Origin of the sequence: Agrobacterium sp. CNPSo 2736 (assembly GCF_004005385.1) — a bacterium.
In the GTDB taxonomy this organism is placed as follows: domain Bacteria; phylum Pseudomonadota; class Alphaproteobacteria; order Rhizobiales; family Rhizobiaceae; genus Agrobacterium; species Agrobacterium leguminum.
Window position 1 is genome coordinate 1 of sequence record NZ_RZTX01000004.1, and the last position, 22,879, is coordinate 22,879.

The 22,879-nt window shown below is 59.5% G+C and carries 22 protein-coding genes; 14 read left to right on the forward strand and 8 right to left on the reverse strand.

Annotated elements, in window-relative coordinates:
• Positions 1–522 precede the first annotated feature (522 nt).
• From hrpB to EM858_RS08435, 3 genes are all read left to right on the forward strand, one after another.
• Complete coding sequence (hrpB, locus tag EM858_RS08425) at positions 523–3,009, forward strand: ATP-dependent helicase HrpB (RefSeq protein ID WP_127756421.1); 2,487 nt, start codon at positions 523–525, stop codon at positions 3,007–3,009.
• Between the two features lie 29 nt (positions 3,010–3,038).
• Entirely contained in the window at positions 3,039–4,346 is a 1,308-nt protein-coding gene (actS, locus tag EM858_RS08430) for a two-component system sensor histidine kinase ActS (RefSeq protein ID WP_080818492.1), read from the forward strand.
• Positions 4,347–4,412: 66 nt separating this feature from the next.
• Positions 4,413–5,000, forward strand: coding sequence for an ActR/PrrA/RegA family redox response regulator transcription factor (locus tag EM858_RS08435; protein ID WP_127756422.1), 588 nt, complete (start codon positions 4,413–4,415; stop codon positions 4,998–5,000).
• A gap of 6 nt (positions 5,001–5,006) precedes the next feature.
• Here EM858_RS08435 and EM858_RS08440 read toward each other — a convergent pair whose 3' ends face one another.
• Positions 5,007–5,492 (reverse strand): MmcB family DNA repair protein, encoded by a 486-nt coding sequence (locus tag EM858_RS08440; RefSeq protein WP_080818494.1) that lies wholly within the window; start codon positions 5,490–5,492, stop codon positions 5,007–5,009.
• A 183-nt stretch (positions 5,493–5,675) separates the two neighbouring features.
• Between EM858_RS08440 and EM858_RS08445 the strand changes: the two genes are divergently transcribed.
• Positions 5,676–6,389 (forward strand): L,D-transpeptidase, encoded by a 714-nt coding sequence (locus tag EM858_RS08445; protein WP_003521204.1) that lies wholly within the window; start codon positions 5,676–5,678, stop codon positions 6,387–6,389.
• 77 nt (positions 6,390–6,466) lie between these two features.
• Here EM858_RS08445 and EM858_RS08450 read toward each other — a convergent pair whose 3' ends face one another.
• From EM858_RS08450 to hslV, 4 genes are all read right to left on the reverse strand, one after another.
• The gene (locus EM858_RS08450; protein WP_127756423.1) at positions 6,467–8,635 is read right to left on the reverse strand and encodes a malate synthase G; all 2,169 of its coding nucleotides are present in this window, start codon (positions 8,633–8,635) and stop codon (positions 6,467–6,469) included.
• Between the two features lie 119 nt (positions 8,636–8,754).
• Positions 8,755–9,720: a DUF1402 family protein gene (locus tag EM858_RS08455; protein WP_127756424.1), complete on the reverse strand. Its 966-nt coding sequence runs from the start codon at positions 9,718–9,720 to the stop codon at positions 8,755–8,757.
• Positions 9,721–9,919: 199 nt separating this feature from the next.
• The gene (gene hslU, locus EM858_RS08460) at positions 9,920–11,227 is read right to left on the reverse strand and encodes an ATP-dependent protease ATPase subunit HslU (RefSeq protein ID WP_003521199.1); all 1,308 of its coding nucleotides are present in this window, start codon (positions 11,225–11,227) and stop codon (positions 9,920–9,922) included.
• Between the two features lie 78 nt (positions 11,228–11,305).
• On the reverse strand, positions 11,306–11,830 hold the full coding sequence (hslV, locus tag EM858_RS08465; RefSeq protein WP_127756425.1) for an ATP-dependent protease subunit HslV: 525 nt from the start codon (positions 11,828–11,830) through the stop codon (positions 11,306–11,308).
• Positions 11,831–12,031: 201 nt separating this feature from the next.
• On the opposite strand from hslV, the gene hisB reads away from it, so the two are divergent.
• From hisB to coaA, 7 genes are read left to right on the forward strand one after another with little or no spacing between them, the layout of a single operon-like run.
• Positions 12,032–12,628 (forward strand): imidazoleglycerol-phosphate dehydratase HisB, encoded by a 597-nt coding sequence (gene hisB / locus EM858_RS08470; RefSeq protein WP_127756426.1) that lies wholly within the window; start codon positions 12,032–12,034, stop codon positions 12,626–12,628.
• Positions 12,629–12,650: 22 nt separating this feature from the next.
• Positions 12,651–13,145 (forward strand): DUF2628 domain-containing protein, encoded by a 495-nt coding sequence (locus EM858_RS08475; RefSeq protein WP_127756427.1) that lies wholly within the window; start codon positions 12,651–12,653, stop codon positions 13,143–13,145.
• A 1-nt stretch (position 13,146) separates the two neighbouring features.
• Positions 13,147–13,797 (forward strand): imidazole glycerol phosphate synthase subunit HisH, encoded by a 651-nt coding sequence (hisH, locus tag EM858_RS08480; protein WP_127756428.1) that lies wholly within the window; start codon positions 13,147–13,149, stop codon positions 13,795–13,797.
• A gap of 1 nt (position 13,798) precedes the next feature.
• On the forward strand, positions 13,799–14,542 hold the full coding sequence (gene hisA / locus EM858_RS08485; RefSeq protein WP_127756429.1) for a 1-(5-phosphoribosyl)-5-[(5-phosphoribosylamino)methylideneamino]imidazole-4-carboxamide isomerase: 744 nt from the start codon (positions 13,799–13,801) through the stop codon (positions 14,540–14,542).
• The gene (gene hisF / locus EM858_RS08490; protein ID WP_052818623.1) at positions 14,539–15,315 is read left to right on the forward strand and encodes an imidazole glycerol phosphate synthase subunit HisF; all 777 of its coding nucleotides are present in this window, start codon (positions 14,539–14,541) and stop codon (positions 15,313–15,315) included. Before hisA ends, hisF begins: the two co-directional genes overlap by 4 nt.
• Before the next feature lie 14 nt (positions 15,316–15,329).
• Complete coding sequence (locus EM858_RS08495; RefSeq protein ID WP_127756430.1) at positions 15,330–15,653, forward strand: phosphoribosyl-ATP diphosphatase; 324 nt, start codon at positions 15,330–15,332, stop codon at positions 15,651–15,653.
• The gene (gene coaA / locus EM858_RS08500) at positions 15,650–16,651 is read left to right on the forward strand and encodes a type I pantothenate kinase (RefSeq protein WP_020808714.1); all 1,002 of its coding nucleotides are present in this window, start codon (positions 15,650–15,652) and stop codon (positions 16,649–16,651) included. The genes EM858_RS08495 and coaA overlap by 4 nt, the downstream gene beginning before the upstream one ends.
• Before the next feature lie 43 nt (positions 16,652–16,694).
• Here coaA and lysM read toward each other — a convergent pair whose 3' ends face one another.
• From lysM to EM858_RS08515, 3 genes are all read right to left on the reverse strand, one after another.
• A complete protein-coding gene (gene lysM / locus EM858_RS08505) occupies positions 16,695–17,144 on the reverse strand; it encodes a peptidoglycan-binding protein LysM (protein ID WP_080815405.1) in 450 nt (149 codons plus the stop codon).
• Between the two features lie 86 nt (positions 17,145–17,230).
• Positions 17,231–17,665 carry an alternative ribosome rescue aminoacyl-tRNA hydrolase ArfB gene (arfB, locus tag EM858_RS08510; protein ID WP_020808712.1) on the reverse strand — a complete coding sequence of 145 codons (435 nt, stop codon included), beginning with the start codon at positions 17,663–17,665 and terminating at the stop codon, positions 17,231–17,233.
• Between the two features lie 112 nt (positions 17,666–17,777).
• A complete protein-coding gene (locus tag EM858_RS08515) occupies positions 17,778–19,388 on the reverse strand; it encodes a phosphoenolpyruvate carboxykinase (protein ID WP_035222020.1) in 1,611 nt (536 codons plus the stop codon).
• Positions 19,389–19,727: 339 nt separating this feature from the next.
• Here EM858_RS08515 and chvI point away from each other — a divergent pair, with 339 nt between their 5' ends.
• The 3 genes from chvI to EM858_RS08530 are packed head-to-tail and all read left to right on the forward strand — an operon-like array spanning position 19,728 to position 22,756.
• On the forward strand, positions 19,728–20,453 hold the full coding sequence (chvI, locus tag EM858_RS08520; protein WP_003505377.1) for a two-component system response regulator ChvI: 726 nt from the start codon (positions 19,728–19,730) through the stop codon (positions 20,451–20,453).
• 58 nt (positions 20,454–20,511) lie between these two features.
• Entirely contained in the window at positions 20,512–22,302 is a 1,791-nt protein-coding gene (gene chvG / locus EM858_RS08525) for a two-component system sensor histidine kinase ChvG (RefSeq protein ID WP_127756431.1), read from the forward strand.
• Positions 22,292–22,756 carry a hypothetical protein gene (locus EM858_RS08530; protein WP_003521182.1) on the forward strand — a complete coding sequence of 155 codons (465 nt, stop codon included), beginning with the start codon at positions 22,292–22,294 and terminating at the stop codon, positions 22,754–22,756. The genes chvG and EM858_RS08530 overlap by 11 nt, the downstream gene beginning before the upstream one ends.
• The last annotated feature ends 123 nt before the right edge of the window (positions 22,757–22,879 follow it).

Below are 22,879 nucleotides of genomic sequence, written 5' to 3' on the forward strand. Positions count from 1 at the left end.
CAGACCCCGCAAGCTTCGCCGCCCACGTTTCTCTTTCTTCTCATATTCAATTGTCAAATAACAGACCGCCCAAAGCAGTCACAAAATCAATCGCCCCAAAGCCATAAGCCCCGAAACCCAACAAGCAATCCGCTCATCAACTTGATTTCTTGAGAACGAAAGTCGCCGTCGCCAGCAGCGCCGCCGCCCTCGTTCAGTGAGCGGACTTATAAATCCACACCCTCAAACAAGTCAACACGCACATCGTCAAAAAACTGACATTTTTATCAACTTATTGATTTTATTATGGAGTTTCGTGAATCGAAGCGAAAACAGCCGAAAGAGACGAAATCTTCGGACGTTTCAACACACGCCCAATGCCTGTCCTCCCGTCCTGACTGCAAATAGCGCGCAAGGAACCGTAATTTTGCCGACGGAGCATTTGCCTGCTCCTTACATACGGCTGTCAAAGTGAGGGACCGTGCATTAGAAACGGCATATGAGACGCTTGAACACCACCCCAGATGCCGCAGGCCTGTTTGCATGACCAGAATGCCCGTTCCTATAAACACCGAGTTGCCCGAACTTCCCGTCAGTGCCGTTCTCGGCGATATCGCCGAGGCTCTGGCCGGGGCGAAGCGCGCGGTTCTTTCAGCCCCACCGGGCGCGGGTAAAACGACACTGGTGCCGCTGCATCTTTTGCAACAGGACTGGCGGGGTGACGGCAAGATCATTCTCCTCGAACCACGCCGGCTGGCCGCCCGTGCCGCAGCCGGGCGCATGGCCGAGCTGCTTCACGAGGACGTGGGGCAAACCGTTGGCTATCGCATGCGGCTCGACAATCGCGTCTCTTCGAAAACCCGCATAGAAGTGGTGACCGAAGGCGTGTTTGCCCGGATGGTCCTGGATGATCCCGAACTCGCCGGCGTTTCGACGGTGATTTTCGACGAGTTTCACGAGCGTTCGCTCGACGGCGATTTTGGACTGGCGCTTGCAATCGACGTGCAGGGTGGGTTGCGCGACGATCTGCGCATCCTCGTCATGTCCGCCACTCTCGATGTCGAACGCATCAGCACGCTTATGACAGACGCCCCGGTCATTCAGAGCCTTGGGCGGACGTTTCCAATCGAGGTCCGCTATGAGGATCGTTGGCCGGGTGTACCGATTGAAGAGAAAGTCACCAAGGCGATCACTGAAGCCCATGGGTCGGAAACCGGCTCCATCCTCGCCTTTTTACCGGGACAGGCGGAAATTACCCGAACGGCCACGCGGCTGGAGGGACGTTTTCCCGACGATACGGATATCATCCCGCTTTACGGCAACCTTTCGCAGAAGGAGCAGGATGCGGCGATAAAGCCGGCGCCGGCCGGACGACGCAAGATCGTGCTGGCCACCGCGATTGCGGAGACCTCGATTACCATCGATGGGGTGCGTGTGGTGATCGACAGCGGATTGCAGCGACTACCTGTCTTCGAGCCGGCAACGGGAATCACGAGACTGGAGACAGTGCGGGTGTCGCGCGCTTCCGCCGACCAGCGGGCGGGTCGCGCCGGGCGAACTGAACCCGGTGTTGCGATCCGTCTGTGGCATCTAGGGCAGACGGCGGCGCTCAACGCATTTACGCCACCGCAAATTCTGGCGAGCGATCTTGCCGGCCTTGCGCTCGATCTCGCCCATTGGGGTGTTCAGGATCCCTCTTCTCTTGCCTTTCTGGATATGCCCCCCGAAGCCGCACTTAAAGAATCGGTCGCGCTTCTTAAAAATCTTGGCGCGCTCGACAAAGGCGGGGCGCTGACGCAGCGCGGCCATCTGATGCGCGGCCTTTCATTGCCGCCACGGCTGGCGGCCATGGTGATTGCAGCGGCAAACGAAGGCGCGGGGAAAAAGGCGGCGATGCTCGCCGTCATGCTGACGGAACAGGGGCTCGGCGGAAACGACATCGATCTCGATGAACGGCTGCGGCGCTTTCTCTCCGACAGGAGCGAAAGGGCGCAGGCGGCGCGCAAGCTGGCATCGAGGCTGTTCGACGCGATCGGCGACAAAACGGCGATGACCGAGTTGCCGAGCGAAGCCGGTCCGCTGCTGCTGCATGCCTATCCGGACAGGATCGCGCTTCAGCGCGGCGCGCGGGGACGTTATGTGATGGCCAATGGGCGTGGTGCAGAGCTTGCCGAGACAGAACGGCTGGCGGCGAGCAAAATGCTGGTGGTTGCCGATATTACCGGGCGAGCGGCGCAGCCGCGTATCCTTGCGGCGGCAGGCATAGAGAGGACCGATATAGAAGAGCGGATGCCGCACCTCATCGTTCAGCAGGACCAGCTGCTTTTCGACAAGGCGAGCGGCCAGGCGCGTGCGCGAAAGGTGACGCGGCTTGGCACCATCATCCTCGATGAGACACCCTTGCCCCGTCCCGAGGGTGAACAGGCGGCACAGGCGCTCGCCAATGGCGTTCGGGAATTCGGCATCGGCATACTTCCTTTTTCGAAAGAGACGCTGCAGTTGCGCGACAGGATCGGCTTTCTGAACGCCAGTATCGGGGAACCCTGGCCGGACGTCAGCGACGAAGCGTTGCTTTCCAAGCTGGACGAATGGTTCGTCCCTTTTCAGAACGGTGCGCGCAGCCTGCAGGACATCCGGCCCGGCAGCCTCTCCGAAGGGATCCTGTCTCTGGTGCCGCATGAGGTAGCGCGCGATCTCGCCAAGTTGGCGCCGACGCATTTCGAAGCGCCGACGGGCCAGCGGCATCCCATTCGTTACGACGCCAGCGAACCGACGCTTTCCATTCGCGTGCAGGAGCTTTTCGGGCTGAGAGCCCACCCGTCCATTGCGCAGGGGCGGTTGCCGCTGCTGCTGGAATTGACCTCCCCGGCGCACAGGCCGATACAGACGACACGCGATCTTCCGGGTTTTTGGTCGGGGTCCTGGAAGGATGTGCGGGCGGATATGCGCGGGCGTTATCCACGCCATCCATGGCCGGAGGACCCGGCATCGGCCCTGCCGACCAGCCGTGCAAAACCGCGCGGGACGTGACGATGATGAAGAGGGCAAAGGAGATGACGGTGGCTGGCCATTCTATCGAAACCACGAGGCTCGGCCGCGCCAGCCGCAGAATAAGGCTGCAGACCATCGTCTGGCTGCGCTGGCTGGCGGTTGCGGGACAGACAGCAACGATCCTGCTTGTCGCCTTCGGGCTCAATTTCCCCCTGCCGCTTCTGGCCTGCGGTCTTCTGATCGCGGCACTGGCGCTGGCCAACCTGTTTCTCACTGCCCGTTTTCCCTCCACCTATCGTCTGGAGCCCTGGGAAGCGACATTGCTGCTGGCCTTCGACCTGCTGCAATTGACGGCGCTCATTTACATCACCGGCGGACTTTCCAATCCTTTCGCGCCGCTGATCTGCGTGCAGGTCATCATCGCCTTTGCCTCCCAGCCGCTGCGGCATTCGCTCATTCTCCTCGGCTTTGCCGTCATCTGCTCAACCGCGATCGCCTTTTCGCCGTTTCCGGTTCCGTGGTATCCCGGCGAGGTTTTGCCGATCCAGCTTCTGCTGCATGTCGGCACCTGGGTCGCGATCATCGCCACGACCTCTTTTGCGGCCTTTTACGCCTATCGCGTTTCGCATGAGGCAAACCAGCTGGCGGACGCGCTGGCTGCAACCGAGCTGGTGCTGGAGCGGGAAAAACATCTCTCGCAGCTGGATGGGCTGGCGGCGGCAGCGGCGCATGAGCTCGGTACGCCGCTCGCGACAATCAGCGTCGTCGCGAAGGAGATGGAGCGGGAACTCGGAAACGACGAAAAATTTGGCGAAGATATAGCGCTGCTGCGCAGCCAGAGCGAAAGATGCCGTGACATTCTGCGCCGCCTCACCTCGCTTTCCGCCGACAATGAGGAGCACATGCGCCGCCTGCCGCTCTCCTCGCTGATCGAGGAGGTGATGGCGCCGCACCGAGAATTCGGCATCCGCCTCGAACTCGTTGAAAAGAACAATCGCGCCGACGAACCGGTCGGCATCCGCAATGCCGGCATCATCTACGGTCTTGGCAACCTCATTGAAAACGGTGTGGATTATGCGCGGGAAAAGGTGACCGTGACGGTGGATTACGACCAGCAGAACGTCGCCGTCATCATTGAAGACGATGGGCCGGGTTATGCCCATGACGTGCTTGCCCGTATCGGCGAGCCCTATGTGACCGAACGTCACAACGACACACGGGCGGGTGGGCTCGGGCTCGGGCTTTTCATCGCCAAGACCCTGCTGGAGCGCTCCGGCGCCACCGTCACCTTTGAAAATCGCGGCACGAGCGGAACCGGAGCGCGGGTCACAATCGTCTGGCCTCGGGCGCTTATGGACGATAAAAGAAGCCATTGACTTTACCATCCACAAAGCGGCGATAAGAAGAAGAAAAGCCGACGAAGTTGCCGGAAGGCCGGAAACATGAAGACAGAAGACCAGAACAACTCCACCAGCGCGCCAACGGACGACATCGATCCGATCGGACCCGACAGGTCGCTGCTGATCGTCGATGATGACGGCCCGTTTCTGCGCCGGCTTGCCCGGGCAATGGAAACACGCGGCTTTACCGTCGACACCGCCGAGACAGTGAGCGACGGCATTGCCCGCTCCAAGACTGCACCGCCGAAATATGCGGTTGTCGATCTGAGGCTTGCGGACGGCAACGGTCTGGAAGTCATCGAGGCCATCAGGCAGAACCGGGACGATACGCAGATCGTCGTTCTGACCGGCTACGGCAATATAGCAACCGCCGTTACCGCCGTGAAACTCGGGGCGCTGGACTATCTGGCCAAACCCGCCGATGCGGACGATGTGTTCAATGCGCTGACGCAGCGCAAGGGCGAAAAGACCGAAGTTCCCGAAAACCCGATGTCGGCAGACCGGGTTCGGTGGGAGCATATTCAGCGTGTCTATGAAATGTGCGAGCGCAACGTTTCGGAAACCGCCCGCCGGCTGAACATGCACCGGCGAACGCTGCAGCGCATTCTCGCCAAACGCGCGCCCAAATAACGGAAGTCATTCTCCGAAGCTGCGCCCGGTCGTCCATTCAGCCAGCATCAGCCGGGTCGCAGCGGTTCGCGAGAAATCCAGCATCACCGACTTGCGGGTTGCGGGCGGCAATTTATGCTCCGGCGCATCGCGGAGCATATGGGCGCCATATCCATCCGACAGGATCAGCCCGCATTCCTCCGGGAATATGTCGGTCGGCACTTCAGGATGGGTGGCGAAGAACAGCCGGTCGCAATGCATGCGGTATTCCGGCCATTTGCGATCGACACGGAAATCCTCAATGGAGGATTTGATCTCTATGATCCAGATCTCACCCTTGACCGACAGGCTGATGAGATCTGCCCGCCGCCCGCTTGCGAGCGGCAGTTCGGGCAGCACCGAATGGCGCATTTCGTGCAGAAGCACCTGAACGCCGCGGCGCACCAGCATCGCCTTGTCCGACTGGCGGCCGTCTATTAACGGATTATTGTTGGTAACGGAAAGAATAGTCATGGATAAAGGCTGCTGAAGCGTTTGGCCTATTGTTGCAAAAAGGCAATCAACCGGCAATTTTAAATGCCCGACCGTTTCGCGGCGGCGCAACGGCTTGCCAAGAGCGGCTGAATGGAAAATAACCGATTTATCCAATTAAGCCTACTCTTTCGCACAATTTGGCGAATTTTCCGCGAGAACGACATGCGCATCCGTACCCCATTGACCGCACTCGGTCTGACGGCAGCACTGGCTCTGGCCGGCTGCGCCGAAACTACCTCCCAATCCTCCGCTCCGACCTCCGGCAAGATCGCAGCGTCAGTACCGGTTGCTGACCCCGTTCCGGCAAAGGTCGAAACGGTCCAGATCTTCAACGATGTCTACGGTCCCGTGACCGATGCGGGCTATGCGCTGCCGGCCATCCCGATCAATCGTGTGAATGAGAAGTACCGCCGCCAGATCGTCGAATTCCAGACATCCGAACGCGCCGGCACCATCATCGTCAATACGCGTGAGCGTTACCTCTATTACATCCTGTCCGGCAACCGCGCGGTTCGTTACGGCATCGGCGTCGGCAAGGCAGGTTTCGCCTGGGCCGGTGAGGCCTATGTCGCCTGGAAGCAGGAATGGCCGATGTGGCATCCGCCGAAAGAAATGGCGGACCGTAAGCCGGAAGTCGCCAAATATGTCGAGGCTGGCATGGGTCCGGGTCTTACCAACCCGCTCGGCGCACGCGCCATGTATCTCTTCAATGAAAAGGGACAGGACACGCTGTTCCGCATCCATGGTTCGCCCGAATGGGCCTCGATCGGCACCGCCGCCTCTTCCGGCTGCATCCGCATGATCAACCAGGACGTCATCGACCTTTACAGCCGCGTTCGTCCCGGCCGCAGCACCAAGGTCATCGTGATCCAGTAAAGATCACATACCAGACAAGAAAAAGCCGCCGTGGATTTCCCCGGCGGCTTTTTTGTTTCTCAGGACTTCTGACGGCTTCAGGCCGCCTGCTTGGCCTTCAGTTCCAGACGGCGGCGGTGCAGAACCGGCTCGGTGTAGCCGTTCGGCTGTTCACGGCCCTTCAGCACCAGTTCGACAGCCGCCTGAAATGCGACCGATCCATCGAAATCGGATGCCATCGGCAGATAGGCCTGATCGCCGGCATTTTGCGCATCGACGACGGCGGCCATGCGTTTCATGGTCTCGACGATCTGTTCCTGCGTCACCACACCATGGCGCAGCCAGTTCGCCATATGCTGCGCGGAGATGCGCAGCGTGGCGCGGTCTTCCATCAGCCCGATATTGTTGATATCCGGCACCTTCGAGCAACCAACGCCCTGATCGACCCAGCGCACGACGTATCCGAGAATGCCCTGTGCGTTGTTGTCGAGTTCGCGCTGGATTTCTTCCGGCGTCCAGTTGGGGCGCGGCGCGACCGGCACCGACAGAATATCGGAAAGCTTCGCACGGCCGCGGCTTTTCAATCCTTCCTGAACGGCAGCGACATCGACCTTGTGATAATGCGTGGCATGCAGCGTCGCCGCCGTTGGCGACGGCACCCAGGCGGTGTTGGCGCCGGCCTTCGGATGCGCGATCTTCTGCTCCAGCATCGCGGCCATCAGGTCCGGCATCGCCCACATGCCCTTGCCAATCTGCGCATGGCCGGAAAGGCCGCATTCGAGGCCGACATCGACGTTCCAGTTCTCGTAAGCGGCGATCCATGCCGCCTGCTTCATGTCGCCCTTGCGGATCATCGGACCCGCTTCCATCGAAGTGTGGATTTCGTCGCCGGTACGGTCGAGGAAGCCCGTATTGATGAAGACAACGCGATCCTTCGCAGCGCGAATGCTTTCCTTGAGGTTGACCGTGGTGCGGCGCTCCTCATCCATGATGCCCATTTTCATGGTGTTCGGCGCCAAGCCGACAAGCTTTTCGACCCGGCTGAAGATTTCGTTGGCGAAGGCCACTTCCTCCGGCCCGTGCATCTTCGGCTTGACGACATACATGGAGCCGGCGCGGGAATTCTGACGCCGCCCGGACGGACCGACATCATAAAGGGCTATCAACGCCGTGACGACGGCGTCCATGATGCCTTCGGGCGCCTCACGGCCGTCCCTGTCGAGGATCGCTGGATTGGTCATCAGATGACCGACATTGCGCACCAGCATCAGGGAACGGCCGGGCAGCGTCAGCGCCGCACCATTGGGAGCCGTGTAATAGCGATCCGGGTTGAGGCTGCGGGTGAAGGTCTTGCCGCCCTTGGATACTTCTTCGGTCAGGTCGCCGCGCATCAGGCCAAGCCAGTTGCCATAAACCAGCACCTTGTCTTCAGCGTCGACGGCGGCAACCGAATCCTCGCAATCCATGATGGTCGTGAGCGCAGATTCGAGAATGACATCGGAGATTCCCGCCTTGTCGCCCTTGCCGATTTCTGTCGTGGGATCAATGACGATTTCAGTGTGCAAACCATTCTTGCCGAGCAGGATCGTTGCGGCCTTTGCCGCTTCGCCGCTGAAACCCTTGAACTGGGCTGCATCCCTGAGACCAGTCCTGGCGTCGCCGATAGCAAGCTGCAACAGGCCATCCTCGATCTTGAAACCGGTCACCTCGGACCAGCTTCCCGTCTCCAGCGGCGCGGATTCATCGAGGAAGTTTCGCGCCCAGGCAATGACCTTTTCACCGCGCTTCGGATTATACCCCCTGCCCTTCTCCGCACCGTCGGCGTCAGAAACAGCATCCGTGCCGTAAAGCGCGTCGTAAAGCGAACCCCAGCGGGCATTGGCCGCATTCAGCGCATAACGCGCATTCATGACCGGAACGACGAGCTGTGGGCCGGCGACGGCGGCGATTTCCGGGTCGACATTACTCGTTTCCACCTGGAAGCCGGGACCTTCCGGCAGCAGATAGCCGATTTCCTTCAGAAAGCCCTCATAGGCGTCAAAATCCGCCGGCGCGCCATTCTGCCGATACCAGCCATCCAGCTTTTCCTGCAGGGCGTCACGCTTTGCCAGCAATTCGCGGTTCTTCGGAGAAAGCTCGTGAACAATGGTCGAAAAACCTTCGAAGAACGCCTCGCTGTCCAGACCCGTGCCCGGCAGGACGTCGTCAGTCAAAAAGGCATAAAGCCTGTCATCGATGGAAAGACCGAATTTATTCGTGCGGCTCACATGCGCCTCCTCTATTCTGAAGGCACAGATTGGACGCGGAGACGGCCGCTCGTCAATTGCGGCGGACAGCCAAATATTATTTCCGTTTTGGAAACAATGCGGGCGATAGTCGCCTTTTTCTACAAAAGCGCCTGCAAATCCTTGATGCGGTCATTCACCAGCCAGCCGTAATAATTTTCCTCCGGCAACAGGGGCTGCTCCCCGCCTGCGGCGCGCTGGCGGTTCTTCTGGGCAAGCGCGGCGGCACGCTGCTGCGACCCGCCGACATTATAAAGCGTGGAGGTCACACCCGGATTTTTCGAAATATCCATGTCGGCAATAGATTTATAGTCGTCGATAGACTTGCGGATGGAGGCCGCCATGAAAGCGAGCGACCGGTCAGGGTCCATGATGGCGGTATAGACGGCGGTGGCGTCGTTCTCATCCAGCTTCTCATAGCCGGAAGTTCTCGACACCATGTCGGACAACATCAGCGCGGTCAGTGGATTGATCTGGCCAAGGCCGAAGGTCTGGCCGGCATAGAAAGGCTGGAAAAACACGGCGCTGAAACGGTTGTTCGGGTAGGCGACACCATCGACCGTCTTGCCGCGGAAACTGTCTTCCCAGACATCTTCCCGACAGTTCCAGACACTGTAGGAATCCCTCTTCGACTGGCATTTGGCAAATTGCGAATGCGTCAGGAACTGCGCGATGGTTTCGTCCTTGTAGCCGAAACGGAAGCTGTTCCCGGCGTAAGAAGCCGCCTTGACGTAATAGGACTGCAGCCGGTCATAGGCGTCTACATTATAGGTATGTTCGCCGACGATCGCGCCGATCATATGGATCGGATCGATGCCGTAGCGCCCGGCCGTCGACTTGATCTTGGCGATCAGAGCCCTGTCGGAGGACAAAAGGTCGATGACCTTCTGGTATTTGCGCTCGAAAGAGGTGTTGGACGCCTTTGTTCTTTTTGCGGAAGCGCCGGGAACGCCGGGCTGTTCGGCATTGCGATTGCCTGGCGGAACGACCGTCGCGGCTTCGACGTAAGAAGACGCGGTGACGGTGAACGTCAAAGCAGCGGCAAATGCCAGAAGAGTTTTGCGCACGAGCGAATGCCTTTTCTCAAGCCTGCGGCCTCCACCAGCGAAAGGTGCTGGGAAAACCGGATCATTCCACTAAAACGGTTCCAACCGGAATGCAGCCCTTCCCATAAACAAAATGCGGGCTGAATGCGAGACAAGGCGAATAAAATAAAAGAGTGCGGCAAATATGGCCGCACTCTTCTTTCTTGGATCCCTGAAATCTTCAGAGAATATAGCGGGACAAATCCGTATCGGCGGCGAGATCACCGACATGCTTGCGGACATATTCCTGATCGATCTTGACGGCGGAACCGCCGCGATCCGGCGCATTGAAGGAAATCTCGTCCAGAACACGCTCCATCACCGTCTGCAGACGGCGCGCACCGATATTCTCGACCGACGAATTGAGATGAACCGCCACATCGGCCAGGGCATCGATTGCATCATCGGTGAAATCGAGATCCAGTTCTTCCGTCGCCATCAGCGCTTTATACTGGCGGATGAGGCTTGCTTCCGTCTCCGTCAGGATGCGGCGGAAATCTTCCTTGGTCAGCGGCTTCAGCTCGACACGGATCGGCAGGCGGCCCTGAAGCTCCGGCAGAAGATCCGAAGGCTTGGCCACATGGAAGGCACCCGACGCGATGAAGAGGACGTGGTCGGTTTTCACCGGGCCATATTTCGTCGAAACCGTCGTGCCTTCGACAAGCGGCAGGAGATCGCGCTGCACGCCTTCACGTGAGACGCCGGCGCCCATGCCGCCATCGCGGGCAGCGATCTTGTCGATCTCATCGAGGAAGACGATGCCGTCATTTTCGACCGACTTCACCGCCTCGCGCTGGATCATTTCATTGTCGAGCAGCTTGTCGGACTCATCGCGGATGAGATCGGCATAGGACTTCGACACCGTCGTGCGCACTTTCTTGGTGCGTCCGCCCATGGCTTTGCCGAACATTTCCGACAGGTTGAGAACGCCGATATTGGCGCCCGGCATGCCGGGAATTTCGAAACCGGGCATGCCCGAGCCGCTATCCGCCACTTCGATATCGATTTCCTTATCGTCAAGTTCGCCGTCGCGAAGCTTCTTGCGGAAGCTTTCACGCGTGCCCGGAGACGCGGTTGCGCCAACCAGCGCATCGAGCACCCGTTCCTCAGCACTCTGATGCGCCTTGGCCTGCACTTCGGCGCGCTTCTTTTCGCGCACGAGGCCGATGCCGATCTCGACCAGATCGCGGATGATCTGTTCGACGTCGCGGCCAACATAACCGACTTCGGTGAACTTGGTCGCCTCGACCTTGATGAAGGGCGCACCGGCCAGCTTGGCGAGGCGGCGGGAAATCTCCGTCTTGCCGACACCGGTTGGCCCGATCATCAGAATGTTTTTCGGCATGACTTCGTCGCGCAGGCTCTCATCGAGCTGCTGGCGGCGCCAGCGGTTACGCAGCGCAATCGCGACAGCACGTTTGGCCTCATGCTGGCCGATGATGAAGCGGTCGAGTTCCGAGACTATTTCCCGGGGAGAAAAAGTGGTCATTCTATCCTCTCGGCTTTCCTGCTCCGGCCGGCCATTCCGGCCCGGCCCACAGGACCCTTGGGTGAGAAATGGGGTTGCTTATTCGGCGTCGAGCGTTTCGACGACGAGATTGTGGTTGGTATAAACGCAGATATCGGCGGCGATATCGAGCGACTGGCGCGCCACCTCCTCAGCCGATTTGTCCGTATCCATCATGGCGCGGGCGGCAGCAAAGGCGTAGTTGCCGCCGGAACCGATGGCGATAGTGCCGTGCTCGGGCTCCAGCACATCGCCATTGCCGGTGATGGCGAGCGTGGTCGATTTATCGGCCACCAGCATCATGGCTTCGAGATTGCGCAGATATTTATCCGTGCGCCAGTCCTTCGCAAGCTCGACGGCTGCGCGCATGAGCTGGCCCGGATATTGCTCGAGTTTCTTTTCAAGACGGTCAAGCAGCGTAAAGGCATCCGCCGTCGCACCGGCAAAACCGGCAATCACTTCGCCCTTGCCGATGCGTCGAACCTTGCGGGCATTGCCCTTCATGACCGTCTGGCCAAGGCTTACCTGACCGTCCCCAGCCATGACGACCTTGCCGCCCTTCCTGACTGTAATAATTGTTGTCATCAAACACCTGTCTGCCCTGCCGGGCCTGCGGTTAACGGGCCGGGATGCGGCCCTTCTCGGGTTCTATGTAAGTTTGCTTTTCACGATTGCAATCTTGCCGGCCACGCACCGTTTTCGGCATGTCAGGCAAGACGATGGAACAACTGGATATTTGTGTCCCGTGCTGATAAGGAACGGCAACATTTTCACGGAGCGGCCAAAATGGCAGAACGTAAAGGCGAGATTATCCGCAAGACCAACGAAACCTCGGTTTCGGTGCGCGTGGATATCGACGGCACCGGCAAGTCGACAATTTCCACCGGCGTGGGATTTTTCGACCATATGCTGGACCAGCTCAGCCGCCATTCGCTGATCGACATGGAAATCGAGGTCAAGGGCGATCTGCATATCGATGACCATCACACCGTGGAAGATACCGGCATCGCCATCGGCCAGGCGATTGCCAGGGCGCTGGGTGACCGGCGCGGCATTACCCGTTATGCCTCGCTCGATCTTGCCATGGACGAGACGATGACCAAGGCCGCCGTCGATATTTCCGGCCGGCCTTTCCTCGTGTGGAACGTCAATTTTTCCGCGCCGAAGATCGGCACCTTCGACACCGAGCTGGTGCGCGAGTTCTTTCAGGCGCTGGCGCAGAATGCTGGCATTACGCTGCATATCCTGAACCATTACGGCGCGAACAACCATCATATCGCCGAAACATGCTTCAAGGCCGTTGCCCGCGTTCTTCGCACGGCAACCGAGATCGACCCCCGGCAGGCAGGCCGCGTTCCCTCCACGAAGGGCATGCTGGCCTGACGCCAAAGCTGTCAGGAAGCCCATGACAAGCTATCTCGTTCTGGAAGCCCCCAACGGGCCGGACAGGGACCACAAGACGACCCGCTTCATCGCAGACCGTTTCGTCTGGCTGGCTCTCATTGCGCCCTGGCTATGGCTCGCGATCAACCGGCTGTGGCTGGCAACGGCTATCGTTGTCATAGCGCTTCTTCTGGCTGGGCAGGTCTCGATATTAGCCGGATTCGAACCGATCGGCATTCTCTGCGGTTTCGCCATAGGGCTCATCACGGCGCTGGAGGGACGCGATTTTCTCGTCCGGCACCTGATCCGTAAGGGTTGGACGCTGACATCCGTCGTTTCCGCCCCTGATCTTTCGAGCGCCGAAGACATATATTTCTCCGGTCTCTCCGAAAACACCGAAAGGGCGGAACAACTGTCCCAGCCGGTCTGGACCCCTTCGCCGCAAAAGAGCGGCGACAAAAACTTCGTCAATGATCCCGCCGGATCGTTTCTTTTCGACTTGAATGGAAGGCGCTGACATGCGTGTCGCGATCATCGACTACGGTTCGGGCAACCTGCGTTCGGCCACAAAAGCTTTCGAGCGTGCCGCCCGCGAAGCCGGCATCAATGCAACCATCGACCTGACCGACAAGCCGGATCACGTCGCTTCGGCGGACCGCATCGTGCTGCCGGGCGTCGGCGCTTATGCGGATTGCCGCGCCGGTCTCGACGCTGTTCCCGGCATGCATGACGCACTCATCGAAGCCGTGGAGAAAAAGGCCCATCCCTTTCTTGGTATCTGCGTCGGCATGCAGCTCATGTCCTCGCGCGGGCTGGAAAAGACCGTCAGCACCGGGCTCGGCTGGATCGAAGGCGACGTCGTGGAAATGACGCCGTCCGATCCAAGCCTGAAGATTCCGCAGATCGGCTGGAACACGCTGGAAATCCGTCATGCCCATCCGCTGTTCGACGGCATCAAGACCGGTGCTGACGGGTTGCACGCCTATTTCGTGCATTCCTATCACCTGGCCGCCAAGCATTCGACGAATGTCATCGCCACCACCAATTACGGTGGCGCGATGACGGCTTTCGTCGGCCGCGACAATATGGCGGGTGCGCAATTCCACCCGGAAAAGAGCCAGACGCTCGGCCTTGCCCTGATTTCCAATTTCCTGCGCTGGAAGCCCTGACATGATTCTTTTTCCCGCAATCGACCTTAAGGACGGCCAGTGCGTTCGCCTGAAACTCGGCGATATGGACCAGGCCACCGTTTATAACGAGGACCCCGGCGCACAGGCCAAGGCCTTCGAAGACCAAGGCTTCGAATGGCTGCATGTCGTTGATCTTAACGGCGCCTTTGCCGGCCAGACCGTGAATGGCGAGGCGGTCGACGCCATTCTGAAAGCGACGAAAAACCCGGTCCAGCTTGGCGGCGGCATCCGCACGCTCGATCATATCGACGCGTGGCTGAGCCGTGGGCTTGCGCGCGTCATTCTCGGCACTGTGGCGGTGCGCGATCCGGTTCTGGTTCTTGAAGCCTGCAAGCGTTTCCCCGGTCAGGTCGCCGTCGGCATCGATGCCAAGGGCGGCAAGGTTGCGGTGGAAGGCTGGGCCGAGGCTTCCGAACTCGGCGTCATCGAACTCGCCAAACGTTTCGAAGGCGCAGGCGTCGCGGCCATCATCTACACCGATATCGATCGCGACGGCATTCTGGCCGGCATCAACTGGGCTTCGACGCTGGAACTGGCGAATGCTGTTTCCATCCCGGTCATCGCCTCTGGCGGTCTCGCCTCCATCGACGACATCAAGCGCATGTTGCAGCCCGATGCCGCAAAACTCGAAGGTGCGATTTCCGGCCGCGCGCTTTACGACGGCCGCATCGATCCTGCCGAGGCGCTTGCCCTTATCAAGGCTGCGAAGGAGGTAAACGCATGACCCTCAAAGCCCGCGTTATTCCCTGCCTTGATGTGAAAGACGGCCGTGTCGTCAAGGGCGTGAACTTCGTCGACCTGATCGATGCCGGCGATCCCGTCGAGGCGGCGAAAGCCTATGATGCGGCGGGAGCGGACGAACTCTGCTTCCTCGACATTACAGCCTCTTCGGATAATCGCGACACGATCTTCGATGTCGTCTCGCGTACCGCCGATCATTGCTTTATGCCGCTGACCGTCGGTGGCGGGGTTCGCAGCGTCGCGGATATTCGCAAGCTGCTCCTTTGCGGTGCGGACAAGGTCTCGATCAATTCCGCAGCCGTCAAGGATCCGGATTTCGTGGCGCAGGCGGCCGACAAGTTCGGCAACCAGTGCATCGTCGTTTCCATCGACGCCAAGCGGGTTTCGAAGGACGGAGAAGAAGGCCGCTGGGAAATCTTCACCCATGGCGGCCGCCAACCGACCGGGATCGACGCTGTGGAATTCGCCATCAAGATGGTCGAACGCGGCGCCGGCGAATTGCTGGTTACCTCGATGGATCGCGACGGCACTAAAAGCGGATACGATATCGGCCTGACGCGCAGCATTGCCGATCAGGTTCGCGTCCCCGTCATCGCCTCAGGCGGCGTCGGCACGCTGGACGATCTGGTGGCGGGCGTGCGCGATGGCCACGCAACTGCGGTGCTCGCCGCCTCCATCTTCCACTTCGGCACCTATTCGATCGGGCAAGCCAAGAACTACATGGCAGAGCACGGCATCGCCATGCGTCTCGACTGATTGCAGGAACTCCCATGAGCGCATTTTCCCTTTCCGATCTGGAACGCATCGTCGCGACACGCGCCGCTGCCTCTCCTGACGAATCCTGGACGGCCAAACTGGTTGCTGCCGGCCAGGAGCGTGCGGCGAAAAAACTCGGCGAAGAGGCGGTTGAAGCCGTCATCGCGGCCATCGCGGAAGACCGCGACGGGCTGAAGAACGAGGCGGCCGATCTGCTCTACCATCTGCTGGTGGTGCTGAAGATCGCAGATATTCCGTTGGACGACGTTTTTGCCGAGCTGGAGCGCCGTACGGGGCAAACCGGCCTTGCGGAAAAGGCGGCGAGGCCGACATCATGAATGTCGAGGCAGGCAGCGGGGAGAGAGGCATGCCGAGCACACTCGATCATTTCCGACCGGATGAATATTCGCCCTATCACTTCTTCAGTTCGGAAGAATGGTCGAAGTTTCGTGCCGATACGCCACTGACGCTTTCCGCCGACGAGGTCAAGCGACTGCGCTCGCTGGATGACCCGATCGATCTGGACGAAGTGCGGCGCATTTACCTGTCATTGTCGCGCCTCCTGTCATCGCATGTGGAGGCGTCGCAGCTGCTGTTCGAGCAGCGTAACCGCTTTCTCAACATGGCCGATGTCAACAAGACGCCCTTCGTCATCGGCATTGCCGGCTCCGTGGCGGTTGGAAAATCGACGACGGCGCGTATCCTGAAGGAGCTTCTGGCGCGCTGGCCCTCCAGCCCCAAGGTCGATCTCATCACGACAGACGGATTTCTTTATCCGAACGAGGTTCTGCGGCGGGAAAACCTGATGGAGCGCAAGGGCTTTCCCGAAAGCTACGATATCGGCGCGCTCCTGCGTTTCCTCTCGGCGATCAAGGCAGGCCAGCCGAATGTGAAGGCGCCGCGTTATTCGCACCTGACCTACGACGTTCTGCCGAACGAATTCACTGTCATCGACCAGCCGGATATCCTCATCTTCGAAGGCATCAACGTGCTGCAATCGCGCGATTTGCCAGCGGGCGGACGGATCGTGCCGATCGTTTCCGACTTTTTCGATTTCTCGATCTATATCGATGCCGATGAGGGCCTCATTCACAACTGGTATGTGAACCGGTTCATGAATCTGAGGAAAACCGCCTTCCGCGATCCCAATTCATTCTTCAACCGTTATGCCTCGATTAGTGAGGAAGCGGCGCTGAGCATCGCCGAAGGCCTCTGGCAGAACATCAACCTGAAGAACCTGCGGCAGAACATCGTGCCGACGCGCCCGCGCGCCGATCTTATCCTTCGCAAGGGCAAGAACCACCTGATCGACACGGTAGCGCTTCGCAAGCTGTGAAGATGCCGCGCGTGGCGGCATCTCCGGCGGTCAAAACCCGTTGTTACGCAAGGTCGGGAATACGCAGAACCTGCCCGGGATAAATCTTGTCGGGATGCGTCAGCATCGGCTTGTTGGCTTCGAAGATGATGTTGTTCTTCGCGCCATTGGCCTTGCCGTACTGGGCTTCCGCAATCTTCCAGAGATTGTCGCCCTTCTTGACCGTGTAGAAGACGGGTTCTTTCGCGGGCGCGTCAGTCACTTTCAGCTCACCGGCCTCGACCTTGGAAATGCCGAGCGTATTGCCGACCGCGATGACCGCCTTTTCGAAAACCGACTGATCGGCCACTTCGCCCTTCAGAACGACCTTGTCGTCCACCACCTCGACCTGAACCTTGTCCGTGCCGAGATCGTGGGAAGCGAGTTCCTTCTTGACCGCTTCGACATCCGGGGCATCATCGCCGCCGATACCGAGCTTCTTTCCCGCTTCCTTGATGAAATTGAACAGACCCATAGCACCCTCCTTGGTTGTAGGGAGGCTTACCAGACGATATTTGAAGCTCTATGACAAGGGCGAAACATTCGCCGCCTCACCGTCGCTTATTCGCCCGAGGGCTTGCCGCGCATTTTCTTGATATCGGAGCGACCGGACTTCGCCTTGAGGCGGCGCTCGACCGATCCCTTGGTGGGCTTGGTGGCCTTGCGCACCGGCGGCGGCGGGGCGGCAGCTTCGAGGATCAGTTCCTTCAGCCGTTCGCGCGCGTCTTCACGATTGCGCTCCTGGCTGCGAAACCGGCTTGCCTCGATCATCAGCACGCCGTCTTTCGACACGCGCCTGCCACCAAGGCGCAGTGCATTGGTCTTTACCCGATCGGGAAGGGAGGGCGAATTGGCAATGTCGAAAAACAGCTGAACCGCCGTCGAGACCTTGTTGACGTTCTGGCCGCCCGGCCCGCCGGCCAGCACGAATTGCTCCGTCAGCTCCCAGCCGGCGATGGTGATACGGTTGCTGATGTAAAGCGGGTCGCTGGCCATGATCTTTCTCCGCGCCGGTGATGCCACAGATCGGCAGGAATGGAAACAGCAGGCCAAACGAAAGAACCCGGCACAAGGCCGGGTCCCCTCCTCCTCATAAATGAGGCTTTATTCATTCAGCCGCAAGCAAAAGGCCCGGTGCAGCGTCGCGAACCTTGCTGTCGACGTGGTCTTCGAACTTGGTGAAGTTGGTGACGAACATAGACACCAGCTTCTTCGCCTGCGCGTCATAGGCTGCGCCATCGGCCCAGGTCGAACGCGGATCGAGGATCGCGCTGTCGACGCCATCAAGCGATAGCGGTACGGCGAAACCGAAATTCGCGTCGGTGCGGAATTCCGCATTCTTCAGGTCGCCGGTCAGTGCGGCGGTCAAAAGCGCTCGGGTCGCCTTGATGGGCATGCGCTTGCCGATGCCGTAAGCACCGCCGGTCCAGCCGGTATTGACCAGCCAGCAATCCACACCATGCTTGCCGATCAGTTCGCGCAGCAGGTTGCCGTATTCCGCCGGGTGGCGCGGCATGAAGGGTGCGCCGAAGCAGGTGGAGAAGGTTGCCTCCGGCTCGGTCACGCCCTTTTCCGTGCCGGCAACCTTTGCGGTATAACCGGAGAGGAAGTGGTACATAGCCTGTTCCGGCGTCAGCCGGGCAATCGGCGGCAGCACGCCGAAGGCATCCGCCGTCAGCATGATGATCGTCTTCGGATGGCCGGCAATGCCCGTTTCCGATGCATTCGGAATGAAGTGCAGTGGATAGGCGCTGCGGGTGTTTTCCGTCAGCGAATTGTCGTTGAAGTCGGGAACGCGGTTTTCGTCCAGCACGACGTTCTCAAGAACTGTGCCGAAGCGGCGGGTCGCGGCGTAGATTTCCGGCTCGGCTTCGGCCGAAAGCTTGATCGCCTTGGCATAGCAGCCGCCTTCGAAATTGAAGATGCCGTGTTCGCCCCAGCCATGTTCGTCATCGCCGATCAGCGTGCGCGACGGATCGGCGGACAGCGTGGTCTTGCCGGTGCCGGAGAGGCCGAAGAACACGGCGGAATCGCCCTGCGGACCGACATTGGCGGAGCAATGCATGGGCATGACGCCCTTGGCCGGCAGCAGGTAGTTCAGCACCGTGAAGACCGACTTCTTGTTTTCGCCGGCATAGGACGTGCCGCCGATGAGGACAAGGCCGTTGGTCAGATCGCAGGCGATGACGGTTTCCGAACGCACGCCGTGACGGGCAGGATCGGCCTTGAAGCTCGGCAGGTTGATGATGGTGAGCTTCTGCTTGAAACCCGCCAGTTTTTCCCGCTTCGGACGGATCAGGAGATTGCGGATGAACAGCGAATGCCAGGCAAGTTCGGTGACTACCCGTGTCGGCAACGCATTTTCCTCATCGGCGCCGCCGATCAGATCCTGAACGTAGAGGGTCTTGCCGGCGGCATGGGCCAGCATGTCCTTGCGCAGCAGCTCGAAATTTTCCGGCGAAAGCGGCTTGTTGTTGTCCCACCAGATGGTGTTCTCGGTGGACGCGTCGCGGACGACGAATTTGTCCTTCGGAGAACGGCCCGTGTGCTGGCCGGTGACGGCGCGCAGCGCGCCATCGATGGTCAGTTCGGCCTCGCCATTGCGGATCGCCTCTTCGTATAATTCGCTCTCGTTGAGGTTATAAAAGACGCGGGAGGCCTCGCCCAGTCCGAGTTCTGCAACTCCATTGGCAGGATTATGAACCCCAAGCTCGTTCATGACGCGTTCCTTGTTAATGACGATAAGGACGTTGAAATTTCCTCGGAAAATACGTGGCAGCTTTTGGAAACGCAAGAGCCGAACTTTAAAAAACTTAGTAATTTCAATATATTAATCGATTTAAAAGATTTTATTTCTTTTTAAATCGGTTGAAGACGCATTAAAATCCAGCTGCGGCCTTTTCGCAAAATCCGCTCCCGCCTGACCAGCGATTTCTGAGCGAGTTTTCCTTTGCCACAATTTGTTCCACCTTTATACTCAAGAGAGTGGCTCGCGGCGCACAACCTTGGCTGGGTGAATGTCGGGAGTTACGAGAAAATGACGATGGAGACCAACTACATGCAGACGATCGCGCTTGTCGACGACGACCGGAATATTCTGACTTCGGTATCGATCGCGCTCGAAGCCGAAGGCTACCGGGTCGAAACGTATACGGACGGCGCTTCCGCGCTTGACGGGTTGATCGCCCGTCCGCCGCAGCTCGCCATTTTCGATATTAAGATGCCACGCATGGACGGCATGGAGCTTTTGCGGCGTCTTCGCCAGAAGTCGGACCTGCCGGTTATCTTCCTCACCTCCAAGGATGAAGAGATCGATGAATTGTTCGGCCTGAAGATGGGTGCGGACGACTTCATCACGAAACCCTTCTCGCAGCGCCTTCTGGTGGAGCGCGTCAAGGCCATCCTGCGCCGCGCCAGCAGCCGCGAGGCTTCGGCCGCAACCGGCAGCGTGCTGAAGCCGACCGCCGATCAGCAGGCGCGCACGCTGGAACGCGGGCAGCTCGCCATGGACCAGGAACGCCACACCTGCACCTGGAAGGGTGAGCCGGTGACGCTGACGGTCACCGAATTCCTCATCCTGCATTCGCTGGCGCAGCGGCCGGGCGTAGTGAAAAGCCGCGACGCGCTGATGGATGCCGCCTATGACGAACAGGTCTATGTGGACGACCGCACCATCGACAGCCACATCAAGCGTCTTCGCAAGAAGTTCAAACTGGTCGATGGCGACTTCGATATGATTGAAACGCTTTATGGCGTAGGATATCGCTTCCGCGAAGCGGCTTGAAGAAGCCGACTCGCGCAGAAGGGACCACCCGATATGGGGGTGGTGAGGACTTGAATACGTGTTGAAGAAAACGCCGGAAACCGTCTCGGACAGCGACGATGCCGAAGAACGCGGCAGCGAACGCCGCCATCGTATCCATCCGCTGACGATCATCCGGCGCATTTTCGGCAATGCGGTGTTTTCCAGCCTCACGCGCCGCATCCTCTTTTTCAACGTCGCGGCGACAGTGGTTCTGGTCGGCGGTATCCTTTATCTCAACCAGTTCCGCGAAGGGCTGATCGATGCGCGCGTGGAAAGCCTGCTGACGCAGGGTGAGATCATTGCCGGCGCTGTCTCCGCTTCCGCCTCGGTCGATACCAATTCGATCACCATCAATCCGGAAAAGCTGCTCGAATTGCAGGCGGGGCAAAGCATCACCCCTGCCCCCAATGACGAGGACTTGAGTTTCCCGATCAATCCGGAGCGGGTGGCACCGGTGCTGCGGCGACTGATTTCGCCAACGCGTACCCGCGCACGGCTGTTCGATGCCGACGCCAATCTGCTGCTTGATTCCCGTCATCTTTATTCGCGCGGCCAGGTGCTGCGCTTCGATCTGCCGCCGGTAACGCCGGAAACCCAGACCTGGGGCGACTGGTTCACCAGCATGTTCAACCGCATGCTGCAACCGAGCAGCCTGCCGCAATATAAGGAAGCGCCTGGCGGCGACGGCTCGATCTATCCGGAAGTGATGAATGCGCTGACTGGAGTTCGCGGCGCGGTGGTGCGCGTCACCGAGAAGGGCGAGCTGATCGTTTCAGTCGCCGTGCCGGTGCAACGCTTCCGGGCGGTGCTCGGCGTTCTGCTGCTCTCCACGCAGGCGGGCGATATCGACAAGATCGTGCATGCGGAGCGCCTTGCCATCATGCGTGTCTTCGGCATCGCCACGCTGGTCAATATCGTGCTGTCGCTGCTCCTGTCCTCGACCATCGCCACGCCGCTACGGCGGCTTTCCGCTGCCGCAATTCGCGTGCGCCGCGGGGCGCGAACCCGCGAGGAAATACCGGATTTCTCGGCGCGTCAGGATGAGATCGGCAATCTTTCGATTGCGCTGCGTGAAATGACGACGGCGCTTTACGACCGCATCGACGCCATCGAAAGCTTCGCCGCCGATGTCAGCCATGAACTCAAGAACCCGCTGACCTCGCTGCGCAGCGCCGTGGAAACCCTGCCGCGCGCCAGGACCGAAGAGTCGAAACAGCGCCTGACCGAAATCATCTTCCACGATGTGCGCCGCCTCGACCGCCTGATCAGCGACATTTCGGATGCCTCGCGGCTCGATGCCGAACTGGCGCGCGCCGACGCCTCGCCGCTCGATCTCGACGTGCTGATGAAGGGTCTGGTGGACATATCCCGCCAGATAAGCACCAAGAAGAAAAGCGTGACGATCGACTATGTTGTCGACCGGAAAGCGGGCGCAAAGACCTCATTCGTGGTGAATGGCCACGATCTGCGTATCGGCCAGATCGTAACCAACCTCATCGAGAATGCGCGCTCCTTCGTTGCCGAAGAAAGCGGCCGCATCACCGTTCGCCTCTCCCGTCACAAGGATCGTTGCATCGTGCAGGTGGAGGATAACGGGCCCGGCATTCAGGCCGAAGACATCGACCGGATTTTCGAGCGCTTCTACACCGACCGGCCGGCGAGCGAAGGGTTCGGACAGAATTCCGGCCTTGGCCTTTCCATCAGCCGTCAGATCGCCGAAGCCCATGGCGGCAGTCTGCGGGCGGAAAACGTGGTCGACAAATATGGCGTGATTTCCGGCGCGCGCTTCACCCTGTCGCTGCCGGCGGCCGAAACCCATGAACGCTGAACGCTTCAACCTGCACGCCACCGCCATCACCGTTCAAGACACCGGCATCCTTTTCGTCGGACCGTCGGGCAGCGGCAAAAGCGAGCTTGCCTTCAGCTTCCTGACGGAGGCGGAACGCTGCGGATTGCCGGCGGCGCTGATCGCGGACGATCAGATTTTCGTGTATCGCGATGGCGACAACATCATTGCCGAGCGGCCGGACGCAATCGCCGGCCTGCTGGAATTGCGCGGCAGCGGCATTGTTTCCGTCAAAAGCGTTGCGCGCGCTCCACTACATTTTGCCGTCACGACAGTTCTTTCAGGGACAAATCCAAGACTTCCCGAAGATGACGAGGTGTTTTCCCTGCCCTGTGGCGGGCATATCAGGCTTCTGCGCATTCCGCTTTCCAGTCTTACGCCCTATGGAAAATTTGCTGCACTTGCTCAGAATCTTTTTGAAACGAATGTGAAGTGACGATGATTCGGGCGATTTTAGGCTTGCGATTCGCATTTTCCTCATCAAGATGAAATCCCACCGATGGACAGGATTGCCGCGTTGCGATAGTCGGCAATGAGAGTGCGTGTGCAAGGGAGCATT